The sequence below is a fragment of the Anaerobacillus sp. 63XJN7_5_ISO-PGPR-S23-430 genome (assembly GCF_056173695.1).
This window is the reverse complement of record NZ_CM149686.1, coordinates 517,871-530,805: the sequence shown is the minus strand read 5'-3', so window position 1 is coordinate 530,805 and position 12,935 is coordinate 517,871. Positions and strand designations below refer to the sequence as shown.

General features: G+C 45.5%; 7 protein-coding genes, 16 tRNA genes and 3 rRNA genes. 1 reads left to right on the top strand and 25 read right to left on the bottom strand.

Features of this window, described 5'->3' with window-relative positions; translation table 11 throughout:
- Positions 1 to 491: 491 nt before the first annotated feature.
- From AC0VYJ_RS02915 to AC0VYJ_RS02815, 21 genes are all read right to left on the bottom strand, one after another.
- Positions 492 to 1,478 (bottom strand): tyrosine-type recombinase/integrase, encoded by a 987-nt coding sequence (locus AC0VYJ_RS02915; protein WP_475366473.1) that lies wholly within the window; start codon positions 1,476 to 1,478, stop codon positions 492 to 494.
- Positions 1,479 to 1,648: 170 nt separating this feature from the next.
- Positions 1,649 to 1,733 (bottom strand) — tRNA-Leu (locus AC0VYJ_RS02910).
- A gap of 34 nt (positions 1,734 to 1,767) precedes the next feature.
- Positions 1,768 to 1,857 (bottom strand) — tRNA-Leu (locus AC0VYJ_RS02905).
- 27 nt (positions 1,858 to 1,884) lie between these two features.
- Positions 1,885 to 1,959 (bottom strand) — tRNA-Cys (locus tag AC0VYJ_RS02900).
- A 9-nt stretch (positions 1,960 to 1,968) separates the two neighbouring features.
- Positions 1,969 to 2,043, bottom strand: a tRNA-Gly gene (locus AC0VYJ_RS02895).
- Between the two features lie 8 nt (positions 2,044 to 2,051).
- A tRNA-Gln gene (locus AC0VYJ_RS02890) sits at positions 2,052 to 2,126 on the bottom strand.
- Positions 2,127 to 2,130: 4 nt separating this feature from the next.
- Positions 2,131 to 2,206: transfer RNA gene (locus tag AC0VYJ_RS02885), tRNA-His, on the bottom strand.
- A gap of 16 nt (positions 2,207 to 2,222) precedes the next feature.
- Positions 2,223 to 2,296: transfer RNA gene (locus AC0VYJ_RS02880), tRNA-Trp, on the bottom strand.
- Positions 2,297 to 2,303: 7 nt separating this feature from the next.
- A tRNA-Tyr gene (locus AC0VYJ_RS02875) sits at positions 2,304 to 2,388 on the bottom strand.
- 70 nt (positions 2,389 to 2,458) lie between these two features.
- A tRNA-Thr gene (locus tag AC0VYJ_RS02870) sits at positions 2,459 to 2,534 on the bottom strand.
- Positions 2,535 to 2,538: 4 nt separating this feature from the next.
- Positions 2,539 to 2,614, bottom strand: a tRNA-Phe gene (locus AC0VYJ_RS02865).
- A 16-nt stretch (positions 2,615 to 2,630) separates the two neighbouring features.
- Positions 2,631 to 2,707, bottom strand: a tRNA-Met gene (locus tag AC0VYJ_RS02860).
- Positions 2,708 to 2,865: 158 nt separating this feature from the next.
- Positions 2,866 to 2,941 (bottom strand) — tRNA-Asp (locus AC0VYJ_RS02855).
- Positions 2,942 to 2,949: 8 nt separating this feature from the next.
- Positions 2,950 to 3,025: transfer RNA gene (locus tag AC0VYJ_RS02850), tRNA-Val, on the bottom strand.
- 22 nt (positions 3,026 to 3,047) lie between these two features.
- Positions 3,048 to 3,122: transfer RNA gene (locus AC0VYJ_RS02845), tRNA-Glu, on the bottom strand.
- Between the two features lie 23 nt (positions 3,123 to 3,145).
- Positions 3,146 to 3,237: transfer RNA gene (locus tag AC0VYJ_RS02840), tRNA-Ser, on the bottom strand.
- Position 3,238: 1 nt separating this feature from the next.
- A tRNA-Asn gene (locus AC0VYJ_RS02835) sits at positions 3,239 to 3,313 on the bottom strand.
- A 9-nt stretch (positions 3,314 to 3,322) separates the two neighbouring features.
- Positions 3,323 to 3,439: ribosomal RNA gene (gene rrf, locus AC0VYJ_RS02830) — 5S ribosomal RNA — on the bottom strand.
- Between the two features lie 244 nt (positions 3,440 to 3,683).
- A 23S ribosomal RNA gene (locus AC0VYJ_RS02825) occupies positions 3,684 to 6,613 on the bottom strand.
- A gap of 237 nt (positions 6,614 to 6,850) precedes the next feature.
- Positions 6,851 to 8,402, bottom strand: a 16S ribosomal RNA gene (locus AC0VYJ_RS02820).
- Together the 16S, 23S and 5S rRNA genes with 16 tRNA genes alongside form the textbook arrangement of a ribosomal RNA operon.
- A gap of 273 nt (positions 8,403 to 8,675) precedes the next feature.
- Complete coding sequence (locus tag AC0VYJ_RS02815) at positions 8,676 to 9,542, bottom strand: nucleotidyltransferase-like protein (protein ID WP_194220068.1); 867 nt, start codon at positions 9,540 to 9,542, stop codon at positions 8,676 to 8,678.
- A 253-nt stretch (positions 9,543 to 9,795) separates the two neighbouring features.
- Between AC0VYJ_RS02815 and AC0VYJ_RS02810 the strand changes: the two genes are divergently transcribed.
- Positions 9,796 to 10,161, top strand: a complete 366-nt coding sequence (locus tag AC0VYJ_RS02810) for a YgzB family protein (RefSeq protein WP_224598799.1) — start codon at positions 9,796 to 9,798, stop codon at positions 10,159 to 10,161.
- 45 nt (positions 10,162 to 10,206) lie between these two features.
- Here AC0VYJ_RS02810 and perR read toward each other — a convergent pair whose 3' ends face one another.
- The 4 genes from perR to bcp all read right to left on the bottom strand — a co-directional run bounded on the left by perR (position 10,207) and on the right by bcp (position 12,932).
- Entirely contained in the window at positions 10,207 to 10,641 is a 435-nt protein-coding gene (gene perR / locus AC0VYJ_RS02805) for a peroxide-responsive transcriptional repressor PerR (protein ID WP_194220070.1), read from the bottom strand.
- 109 nt (positions 10,642 to 10,750) lie between these two features.
- On the bottom strand, positions 10,751 to 11,305 hold the full coding sequence (locus AC0VYJ_RS02800; protein ID WP_475366472.1) for a cob(I)yrinic acid a,c-diamide adenosyltransferase: 555 nt from the start codon (positions 11,303 to 11,305) through the stop codon (positions 10,751 to 10,753).
- 2 nt (positions 11,306 to 11,307) lie between these two features.
- Positions 11,308 to 12,258, bottom strand: a complete 951-nt coding sequence (locus AC0VYJ_RS02795; protein ID WP_475366471.1) for a D-2-hydroxyacid dehydrogenase — start codon at positions 12,256 to 12,258, stop codon at positions 11,308 to 11,310.
- Between the two features lie 203 nt (positions 12,259 to 12,461).
- Positions 12,462 to 12,932, bottom strand: coding sequence for a thioredoxin-dependent thiol peroxidase (bcp, locus tag AC0VYJ_RS02790; RefSeq protein ID WP_226616553.1), 471 nt, complete (start codon positions 12,930 to 12,932; stop codon positions 12,462 to 12,464).
- Positions 12,933 to 12,935: the final 3 nt, after the last annotated feature.

Sequence of the window (12,935 nt, the reverse complement as noted above, 5' to 3'; positions counted from 1 at the left end):
CTAAATACTGAATTGAATTGAGTTTGTTGAGGTATCCATGTATCACCTTGTTTGAACGTTTGGATTTCTCCAACGACGAACTTTCTACACATAAAGCTAGTCCTATGTGCGTTAGTCTATTCGTCGCTACCCGTACCATAGTACGCCTAGCTACCAAACCGAACCGTTAATGGTCGTTCTCACCTAGTAACCACAAGTAAAACAAGGAACACTTATAGTGTGGTTACGATAGAATTTATTGCGTCGGCATCTATCAATACCTATCAAGGTTATATTTACTTGCTATTATTAGGCGTTCCAGCAAGGGAAAAACGTTTTAACACTACTCTAATATGGCACTACTTAATAAGCCTTGCATAATCCGATATTTTTTCGGTATGATGAAGGTAGCTAAACGGTTATTCCGTATTTAGTTATTCAGGATTCTTTTGAGTCACGCGTTGCACCGCGTGGCTTTTTCATTTCATTGATGATTTGCCGTTAAAAAAGTATTATCTTTTCTTCAATACCTTAATAGGTGAAAAATCTTTATGTCGTTCTCTCACATCATTACCGAATAGATTTACATAGGTTTTGACTATTTCCATGCTTGTATGTCCTAATATCGTTTGCAATTCAAATATATTAGCCCCTTGCTGAACACTTAATTTAGCAAAGGTATGTCGGAACGTATGGCAGCTGCAACGCACATCCTTTATCTTTGATTTGTTACCGTAAGTCGTTATACGTTGCTGAACGCCTCTCCTGGATAGAGGAGTACCTTCTATGCTTACAAATAACGCATCGCATTCAACGTGTCCACGAATCGATATATACTTCCTAAACTGCTTCTTCATTTCGCTTTGTATAGGTACCAGACGTTCTCTATACGTCTTGGCATTACGTATCCTTAACAAACTGTCTTCCCATTGAATATCAGCTAATGAAAGCCCCACAAGTTCATTTACGCGTATCCCTGTTTCTAGAAGAACCATCATAAGAGTATAATCCCGAACACCAGTAAAAGTCGTTAAGTCTGGTTGTCTGAACAGTGTATTTAATTGTTCTTTAGAAAATGTAGGTATAACATGCTTCCTGTCCTTAAGAAGCGATATATTATCCATTGGATTACTCGGTATGTGCTTCTTTTTATAAAGGAAGTTAAAGAATGAACGTAACGCCCTTAGTCGTGTATTAATAGAAACAATCTTAGCCCCTTTATAGCTACGCATATAACGAATTACGTTTTCATGTATATGTTCTTCAGTAACGTTATAAGGCTTTAACTCACTTGTGTTTATATCTTGTTCTTCCAAATGACTAAGGAAAGCATGAATCTCATTCTGGTAGTATCTTATTGTGAATGGCCTTAAATTACGCAGGTCACAATCATCAAGAAAAAGCTTTAACGCATCTTTAAACGTATCCGTGTACGATTTAGAACTTTTTCGTACAATAGATAACTCACGTTCATTGAGGTTGTTTTTACGTCGTACCATATGTCACTCCCCTTCACACCTATTCGCACGATTAGTACACACGATTAGAGACGAAAAGATAACACTTGAATCAACGTTTTTTAAACACAAAAAAAACGCTTCCCACAATGTGAGAAACGTTGATATTACAATATATTCACGGTTAATTGATTATTTATTAACGAAATAAATGGTACCGGTGGTCGGGTTCGAACCGACACTCCTCTCGGAACACGATTTTGAGTCGTGCGCGTCTGCCAATTCCGCCACACCGGCAAAATACCATATTCAATTCAGGCAGAAAAATAAGTGGTGCCGGAGGCCGGGCTCGAACCGGCACGGAGGTACACCCTCCGCAGGATTTTAAGTCCTGTGCGTCTGCCAATTCCGCCACTCCGGCAGGACTTTTAAGAAAAAATATGAAGATTGGAGGCGGCACCCGGATTTGAACCGGGGCGTAAGGGTTTTGCAGACCCGTGCCTTACCACTTGGCTATGCCGCCTTTTTAAAATGGAGCGGAAGACGGGATTCGAACCCGCGACCCCCACCTTGGCAAGGTGATGTTCTACCACTGAACTACTTCCGCAACAAAAATGGCTGGGCTAGCTGGATTCGAACCAGCGCATGACGGAATCAAAATCCGTTGCCTTACCGCTTGGCTATAGCCCAAAAATGGGGCGGCTGATGGGAATTGAACCCACGAATGCCGGAATCACAATCCGGTGCGTTAACCACTTCGCCACAACCGCCATAAAAATTTAAAATTGGCAGGGGTAGTAGGACTCGAACCCACACCGGAGGTTTTGGAGACCTCTGTTCTACCTTTAAACTATACCCCTATCAAGATGGTGGAGGGGGACGGATTCGAACCGCCGAACCCTGAGGGAGCGGATTTACAGTCCGCCGCGTTTAGCCACTTCGCTACCCCTCCAAATTGACAATTACCATTGTAATACACATTTTATGAAAGTGCAATGGAATTTGATCTCATTTCGAGAAAATGGTGCCGGCCAGAGGACTTGAACCCCCAACCTACTGATTACAAGTCAGTTGCTCTACCAATTGAGCTAGACCGGCAACATGGTGGCTCCGGACGGAATCGAACCGCCGACACGTGGATTTTCAGTCCACTGCTCTACCGACTGAGCTACAGAGCCATGTTTAAAATATAATTGGTTGCGGGGGCAGGATTTGAACCTGCGACCTTTGGGTTATGAGCCCAACGAGCTACCGAACTGCTCCACCCCGCGATAATGTGAATGTAATTATGCTGCACCTGCTCATTACGCTGTGCACTGTTTCTTTCTCTACAAGGTTATGCTTCGAAGCGTATCCGTCGAAACAACTCGTTGCTGTTTCAAGGAAGTATCGCTTGTTGCTCCACCCCACGATAATGTTAAAATATAAATGGCGGTCCCGACGAGAATCGAACTCGCGATCTCCTGCGTGACAGGCAGGCATGTTAACCGCTACACCACGGGACCTTAGATAATGGTGGAGGATGACGGGCTCGAACCGCCGACCCTCTGCTTGTAAGGCAGATGCTCTCCCAGCTGAGCTAATCCTCCACAAAGTAGAAATGATATATAATGGTGACCCGTACGGGATTCGAACCCGTGTTACCGCCGTGAAAGGGCGGTGTCTTAACCGCTTGACCAACGGGCCCTTGCTGCTATTATGTATGCTAGTGGCGGAGAGCGAGGGATTCGAACCCTCGAGACGGCTTTGACCGTCTACACGATTTCCAATCGTGCTCCTTCGGCCACTCGGACAGCTCTCCATGGCTCCACAGGTAGGATTCGAACCTACGACCGATCGGTTAACAGCCGATAGCTCTACCACTGAGCTACTGTGGAATAATATCAGCCTGGCAACGTCCTACTCTTGCAGGGGGAGATCCCCCAACTACCATCGGCGCTGAAGAGCTTAACTTCCGTGTTCGGCATGGGAACGGGTGTGACCTCTTCGCCATCATTACCAGACTAAGGACTGGATTTCACTTTCGTGATATACCAGCGACAAAATATATCATACTATATTCCATCATGTTTTTCAAGGAAAATTTTATTCCCTGAAGACTAGATAGCACGCACAACTTTCCAATATGTCCAGCTACGTAAGCCAAATCCTCGATCGTTTAACCTTTTGATTCTGACGCATAAAGCGCGTCTGACTCAAAAGTCTCCAACGCTTGTCGGATTTAAACGGCTTACTTTGCTTTTCGTTTAGGTTAAGCCCTCGATCGATTAGTATTCGTCAGCTCCACGTGTTGCCACGCTTCCACCCCGAACCTATCTACCTCATCATCTCTAAGGGATCTTACCAGCTTCATGCTGTGGGAAATCTCATCTCGAGGGGGGCTTCATGCTTAGATGCTTTCAGCACTTATCCCTTCCACACGTAGCTACCCAGCTATGCTCCTGGCGGAACAACTGGTACACCAGCGGTGTGTCCATCCCGGTCCTCTCGTACTAAGGACAGCTCCTCTCAAATTTCCTGCGCCCGCGACGGATAGGGACCGAACTGTCTCACGACGTTCTGAACCCAGCTCGCGTACCGCTTTAATGGGCGAACAGCCCAACCCTTGGGACCTACTTCAGCCCCAGGATGCGATGAGCCGACATCGAGGTGCCAAACCTCCCCGTCGATGTGGACTCTTGGGGGAGATAAGCCTGTTATCCCCAGGGTAGCTTTTATCCGTTGAGCGATGGCCCTTCCATGCGGAACCACCGGATCACTAAGCCCGACTTTCGTCCCTGCTCGACTTGTAGGTCTCGCAGTCAAGCTCCCTTGTGCCTTTACACTCTGCGAATGATTTCCAACCATTCTGAGGGAACCTTTGGGCGCCTCCGTTACACTTTAGGAGGCGACCGCCCCAGTCAAACTGCCCACCTGACACTGTCTCCGCACCGGATCACGGTGCTGGGTTAGAATGTCAGTACAGCCAGGGTAGTATCCCACCGACGCCTCCATCGAACCTGGCGGTCCGACTTCTATGGCTCCTACCTATCCTGTACAAGCTGTACCAAAATCCAATATCAGGCTACAGTAAAGCTCCATGGGGTCTTTCCGTCCTGTCGCGGGTAACCTGCATCTTCACAGGTACTATAATTTCACCGGGTCTCTCGTTGAGACAGTATCCAAGTCGTTGCACCTTTCGTGCGGGTCGGAACTTACCCGACAAGGAATTTCGCTACCTTAGGACCGTTATAGTTACGGCCGCCGTTTACTGGGGCTTCGATTCAGAGCTTCTCCCGTAAGGGATAACCCCTCCTCTTAACCTTCCAGCACCGGGCAGGTGTCAGCCCCTATACTTCGCCTTACGGCTTTGCAGAGACCTGTGTTTTTGCTAAACAGTCGCTTGGATCTTTTCACTGCGGCTCCCCTGGGCTATAAACCCGAGGAAGCACCCCTTCTCCCGAAGTTACGGGGTCATTTTGCCGAGTTCCTTAACGAGAGTTCTCCCGATCGTCTTAGGATTCTCTCCTCGCCTACCTGTGTCGGTTTGCGGTACGGGCACCTTTTTCCTCACTAGAGGCTTTTCTTGGCAGCGTAGAATCAAGGACTTCGGTACTAAATTTCCCTCGCCATCACGACTCAGCCTTCATGGTGAACGGATTTGCCTATTCACCAGCCTAATCGCTTGGACGCGCATTTCCAGCAGCGCGCTCTCCCTATCTTTCTGCGTCCCCCCGTCGTTCAAACGGAAAGGAGGTGGTACAGGAATATCAACCTGTTATCCATCGCCTACGCCTTTCGGCCTCGGCTTAGGTCCCGACTAACCCTGAGCGGACGAGCCTTCCTCAGGAAACCTTGGGCTTTCGACGGACAAGATTCTCACTTGTCTTTCGCTACTCATACCGGCATTCTCACTTCTAAGCGCTCCACCAGTCCTTTCGGTCTGACTTCACAGCCCTTAGAACGCTCTCCTACCATTGTCGTAAGACAATCCACAGCTTCGGTGATACGTTTAGCCCCGGTACATTTTCGGCGCAGCGTCACTCGACCAGTGAGCTATTACGCACTCTTTAAATGATGGCTGCTTCTAAGCCAACATCCTGGTTGTCTAAGCAACGCCACATCCTTTTCCACTTAACGTATACTTTGGGACCTTAGCTGGTGGTCTGGGCTGTTTCCCTCTCGACTACGGATCTTATCACTCGCAGTCTGACTCCCGCGGATAAATCGTTGGCATTCGGAGTTTGACTGGATTCGGTAATCCGGTAAGGACCCCTAGTCCAATCAGTGCTCTACCTCCAAGATTCTTGCCGCGAGGCTAGCCCTAAAGCTATTTCGGAGAGAACCAGCTATCTCCAGGTTCGATTGGCATTTCACCGCTACCCACACCTCATCCCCGCATTTTTCAACATGCGTGGGTTCGGGCCTCCATTCAGTGTTACCTGAACTTCACCCTGGACATGGGTAGATCACCTGGTTTCGGGTCTACGACCACGTACTATTTCGCCCTATTCAGACTCGCTTTCGCTGCGGCTCCGCCTTCTCAGCTTAACCTTGCACGGGATCGTAACTCGCCGGTTCATTCTACAAAAGGCACGCTGTCACCCATTAACGGGCTCCAACTAGTTGTAGGCACACGGTTTCAGGTTCTTTTTCACTCCCCTTCCGGGGTGCTTTTCACCTTTCCCTCACGGTACTGGTTCACTATCGGTCACTAGAGAGTATTTAGCCTTGGGAGATGGTCCTCCCGGATTCCGACGGGGTTTCACGTGTCCCGCCGTACTCAGGATCCGTCTCGGAGGGCATCGGATTTTGACTACAGGATTGTTACCTTCTCTGATGGACCTTTCCAGGTCGCTTCGTCTATCCGTGCCTTTGTAACTCCAAAGAGACGTCCTACAACCCCAGAGGGCAAGCCCTCTGGTTTGGGCTGATTCCGTTTCGCTCGCCGCTACTCAGGAAATCGCGTTTGCTTTCTCTTCCTCCGGGTAATGAGATGTTTCAGTTCCCCGGGTCTGCCTTCCATTCCCTATGTATTCAGAAATGGATACCATCCTATTAAAGATGGTGGGTTCCCCCATTCGGAAATCTCCGGATCAAAGCGTACTTACAGCTCCCCGAAGCATATCGGTGTTCGTCCCGTCCTTCTTAGGCTTCTAGTGCCAAGGCATCCACCGTGCGCCCTTAGTAGCTTAACCTTCGATTTGTTAGGCATTACTGCCATAACGCATCAGTTATTACTAAGTTATTGCATAAAAAATAATTATTGGATGTCGTTGTTTGTGCTATCTAGTTTTCAAGGAACAAGGCTACTACTTGAATCCGCCTAAGCTTCATCACTTCACCTGGTTTGAAAGAATAAATCATTCTTTCAAAACTAAACGAAACGCTCATGTAAGGTTGGTAACGTAAGTTACCTTCGTAATTCTCCATAGAAAGGAGGTGATCCAGCCGCACCTTCCGATACGGCTACCTTGTTACGACTTCACCCCAATCATTTGTCCCACCTTCGGCGGCTGGCTCCATAAAGGTTACCCCACCGACTTCGGGTGTTACAAACTCTCGTGGTGTGACGGGCGGTGTGTACAAGGCCCGGGAACGTATTCACCGCGGCATGCTGATCCGCGATTACTAGCAATTCCGGCTTCATGCAGGCGAGTTGCAGCCTGCAATCCGAACTGAGAACGGCTTTATGGGATTCGCTTCACCTCGCGGTGTTGCTGCCCTTTGTACCGTCCATTGTAGCACGTGTGTAGCCCAGGTCATAAGGGGCATGATGATTTGACGTCATCCCCACCTTCCTCCGGTTTGTCACCGGCAGTCACCTTAGAGTGCCCAACTAAATGCTGGCAACTAAGATCAAGGGTTGCGCTCGTTGCGGGACTTAACCCAACATCTCACGACACGAGCTGACGACAACCATGCACCACCTGTCACTCTGTCCCCCGAAGGGGAACGTCCTGTCTCCAGGATTGTCAGAGGATGTCAAGACCTGGTAAGGTTCTTCGCGTTGCTTCGAATTAAACCACATGCTCCACTGCTTGTGCGGGCCCCCGTCAATTCCTTTGAGTTTCAACCTTGCGGTCGTACTCCCCAGGCGGAGTGCTTAATGTGTTAACTTCAGCACTGAGGGTGGAACCCCCCAACACCTAGCACTCATCGTTTACGGCGTGGACTACCAGGGTATCTAATCCTGTTTGCTCCCCACGCTTTCGCGCCTCAGCGTCAGTTACAGACCAGAGAGCCGCCTTCGCCACTGGTGTTCCTCCACATATCTACGCATTTCACCGCTACACGTGGAATTCCACTCTCCTCTTCTGCACTCAAGTCCTCCAGTTTCCAATGACCCTCCACGGTTGAGCCGTGGGCTTTCACATCAGACTTAAAAGACCGCCTGCGCGCGCTTTACGCCCAATAATTCCGGACAACGCTTGCCACCTACGTATTACCGCGGCTGCTGGCACGTAGTTAGCCGTGGCTTTCTGGTTAGGTACCGTCAAGGTACCGCCCTATTCGAACGGTACTTGTTCTTCCCTAACAACAGAGCTTTACGACCCGAAGGCCTTCGTCACTCACGCGGCGTTGCTCCGTCAGACTTTCGTCCATTGCGGAAGATTCCCTACTGCTGCCTCCCGTAGGAGTCTGGGCCGTGTCTCAGTCCCAGTGTGGCCGATCACCCTCTCAGGTCGGCTACGCATCGTCGCCTTGGTAAGCCATTACCTTACCAACTAGCTAATGCGCCGCGGGCCCATCCTGCAGTGTTAGCTCGAAAGCCAACTTTCAACATTGCACCATGCGGTGCGATGTATTACCCGGTATTAGCTCCGGTTTCCCGGAGTTATCCCAGTCTGCAGGGTAGGTTGCCCACGTGTTACTCACCCGTCCGCCGCTAAGATCAGGGAGCAAGCTCCCATCTCTTCGCTCGACTTGCATGTATTAGGCACGCCGCCAGCGTTCGTCCTGAGCCAGGATCAAACTCTCCGATAGAAAGCTTAATCTAGCTTTAAAACAATGTTTTGTTTCCGTAGAAACAACTACTTACATGGCGTTTCGTTCAGTTTTCAAAGATCAATTTGTTTCTTTCGTTGTCGTTTTCAGCGACTTTATTAATGTACCACATTAACTCGGCCGACGTCAACAACTTTTAAAAGTTTTTTTCGTTGTCGCGTTAATCTCTCGCGGCGACAAGTAATAATATACCACGGAGAAAAAATACGGTCAACCCTTTTCTTGATATTTTTTCTCCGTTTTATAAATCACCTATACAGCGCTATATTCTCGAATGAAAATACCAGAACCTTTAGTCTCGCTTCGGTGAACTTCGATAAGCCCTTTTTCAATCATATATTCTAGAAGCGCACCAAGGTCTATCCCGTATTCCTTTAGCTGTTCTTCTTCCATTAATTCTTGATATGTCCATAAACTTTCACGTTCATTCATGATGTTCCTTATATGAACGGTTGCGTTTTTTGATTTTGAAGATAAAGAAAAGTCATTAGCCAATAGCAATAACTCCAGTCGTTTATCAAGAGGATCTTCTCCAGATAAAAGCTCGGTATACAACTTGAAAATTTCAGGTTCAATATGTTTAACCTGATTCCACACAGTAATTTCAGGATGGAACCCATGCTCAATAACAGATAAGCGAGCAAGATGGTGCAAAGCATGAAGAATAAAGTTATACGCATCCATATATTGCTTAGAAGCGAAAAGTTCTTTCCCATCTGTATATCTTCGAATAAGTCTTGCAAACTCCACTCCAATTTTTTGAGTGCGCTCTTCATATGGAAAATCTCTAATTCTCTCTTTCAATCCCGCTATGTACTCGTTCCGATCAAAAATGATCTTTCCATTAACAAGCCATGCCACAAGACGACGGTGGCTACCAGAGATTAGCCATTCGTTAACCTGCTGCTCTGTTATAACGTGCATAGCAGCTTTCTTTCCTTCAAAATCATAATGTTTGACGAACCATGGTTTCTCGTTATTTTGAACGATGATTAGTAGGACAACATCAAAATTATCAGTAAGCGGGTGAAATGGCTTTGTCTTTTCAATAACTAGTACACCCAGTGTATCAGGATGACTAGCTCTCTCTTGATAAATCGGTCTTAAAAGGTTTTCCATAATTCGATCCTCCAGAAGTACTTATACTTTTGTTTCCTTACGATATTCAATTTCCCTTTTCCTACGTTAACTTAAGTATTCAACAGTCCATATTATAAATCCTGTAATGAAATAAGCAATCCCTGAATTTGAAGTTTCCACTATCTACTTGAAAATATCCAACTATATGAAATGCAGATTACGTTATTCACCTTATAAGGAAAGTGCTTACACCTCATGGTTATGCTATAATTGTGTGCAGGAGGGACTTGCAATGCAACTAAAGTATACTAATAAGATTAATAAAATTCGTACGTTCGCACTGAGTCTAGTGTTTATTGGAATCGCGATTATGTATATAGGAATATTCTTCAAGACATCTGTCTTGCTTATGACCATCTTTATGCTGATTGGATTTCTTGCAACGATCGCAAGTGCGGTTGTGTACTTCTGGATCGGAATGCTCTCCACAAGAGCAATCCAGGTAGTTTGTCCAAACTGTGAAAAGCCAACGAAAGTTCTTGGACGTGTAGATGCTTGTATGCATTGCAAACAACCACTAACGATGGACCCTAATTTGGACGGCAAAGAATTTGATGAGAAATACAATGTGAAAAGAGCCCAAAAAAGAACGCAGTAAAAGATAAGAAGGCTTCCACCATTAATGGTGGAAGCCTTCTTTAAATTAGTGTTTGCTTTGCTGGCAATCTGGACATTTTCCGTAAATCTCCATTCTGTGATCACCGACTCGGAAGCCTGTTACCTGTTCCGCAAGCGTTTCTACTTCGTCCAATCCCGGATAATGAAAGTCTACAATCTTACCACAATCATCACAGATAATATGATAATGATCTGTTGTGACACAATCAAATCGGCTGGAAGCATCTCCGTACGTTAATTCTTTCACCAATCCAATTTCCTTAAATACTCTCAAGTTATTATAAACTGTAGCTACACTCATATTAGGAAATTTTCCTTCAAGAGACTTATAGATCTCATCTGCTGTAGGATGTGACATGGACTGGATTAAATGCTCCAGAATGGCATGACGCTGCGGGGTAATACGCACTCCTGAATTTTTCATAGCATCAATTGCTTCATGCAGTTTTTCTTCAGCCATTCGTCATGCACCTCGCTTTCAACAAGCATTCTTACTTTGTAATGTTTATAATTAGTGTACATGGAGAAAGAGGGTTTTGTCAATAATGACAAGCTTATAGGCCTCTTTCTTATTTGTGCTCTTGATGAAGGATCGACTCATTCTCCCCCATATGGTAGTTAATGAAACGAGCTGCTACAAATAAAAAGTCAGAGAGACGGTTTAAGAAAGAAAGGACAAGAGGATTTGCGTCTTCTACCATTGTCGTAAGACGCTCCGCGCGACGGACAATCGTACGCGCCACATGTAAGCAAGCTCCTGCTGAGTGTCCACCTGGCAATACAAAGTTCCTGAGAGGTTCAAGCTGCTGCTCCCAGCTGTCGATTTGGTTTTCCATTTCATTAATATGCGATTCTTCAATAGTCCATCCTACTTTTTTCCCTTTAGGTGTAGCAAGCTCTGCTCCCACATGGAAAAGCCACGTTTGTATTTTATGAAAAATGGCCCCCCATTCTTCTTTACCATCGAAGTTCGTAGCCCCAATATAACTTAGAGCAAGTCCGATCTGGGAATTGGCTTCATCACAAGTTCCGTATGCCTCGACTCGAATATCGTTTTTAGACACCCGTTGCCCATAAACGAGAGAGGTTTCTCCTTTATCGCCTGTCTTCGTATAAATTTTCACTATTAATACCCCCTATCCGGATCAATGACATTCTTCAAGTCATTCGTTCCTTTTTGATATTGAATTAAGTTATGCTCAAATATTTCAATCGCTCTAGGTTGATAATTGTCAGAGATAGCTGAATGGTGCGGCGTAACCGTTACATTTTCCATCTCCCAAAATGGGTGTGACGAATCAAGTGGTTCATCTTTAAACACATCCAATACAGCATGGGCAATTTGATGTTCATTTAGTGCGTCAATCAAACACTGCTCATCTACAGTATCTCCTCTGCCAATATTAATAAATACCCCAGATTCTTTCATGGCTGCAAATTGTTCTTTCGTAAAATAATTTGCCGTTTCACTCGTACTAGGCAGCACACTTACCACGTAGTCACATTTCGGTAGCATTGATAAAAGTTCTTCATTATTATATATCACATCAAAATGGTCTACTTCATGTCCAGATCGATTGACTCCTAGCGTTTTCATTCGAAATGCTTTCGCCACTCTTGCAATCTCACTGCCAATGGCACCAGTACCAACAACCCCTATCGAGCTACCAGTAATTTCTCGTATAGGCGTTTTTTTCTTCCAGATCTTTGAGGATTCATTTGCTAGCACTTGTTTTGTATCCCTCGCTACTTGAAGCATAACAGATAATGTATATTCAGCCATCGGAATGCTATGGATGCCCCGTGCATTTGTTACGAGAATACCTCTTTCTTTAATAGCCTGAAATGGCATTCTTTCAAGTCCAGCAGATAGGACCATTATCCATTTAAGGTGAGAAGCTTTCTGAATTAACTCTGCGTTCAGGTCCTCTCCATATGTAAGAAGAATTTCTGCATCAGCAAGTTTAGGCTCCGCTTCTTGCATTGATGGATAAAAATGAAACGTTACGTCTGGATATGTTTCTCTAAGGCGCTCTTTAATATTTGTCTTCAGTTTCCCCGTTGATAGTACCTGCATTATTTCACCACTCTCCATTTATTTAACCTTTCTTCATGTATTAAGTATAGCTGAATGACCAATATGACTTAAACAAAACAACCTCTTCGAAACATCGCTAACAAAAAAAGAGCGCATAATGCGCTCTCAACTGAAGATATGATCTACTATACTCTATGTTGCAAACATCTAATGGTATAGTCTTTTGTCCCGCAGACAAAGGCTTATGATAAGTTTTCTTTAATGTAACCTAGTGCAGATTCCACATGCTCTTTAACGCGAACTTTCCGCCACTCTTTTACAAGGGTTCCTTCTTTGTCTATAACAAAGGTAGAACGAACAATCCCCATGTATTCTTTGCCGAAGTTCTTCTTTAACTGCCATACATCATATGCTTCTGCAGCAGAATGATCTTCATCTGCTAGGAGAAGGAACGGAAGGTCATACTTATCAATAAATTTTTTGTGTTTCTCGACTGGGTCTGGACTTACTCCCAAGATAACCGTATCCAGTTCTTCGAATCCTTCAATATGATCTCGAAAATCACATGCCTCTGTCGTACAGCCAGGCGTCATATCTTTTGGATAAAAATAAAGCACAACATTTTTTCCTTTATAGTCTGAAAGAGACACAGTCTCACCAGTGCTTGCTTCTAACTTAAAATCTGGAGCTTTTTGACCAATTTCAACACTCATTTT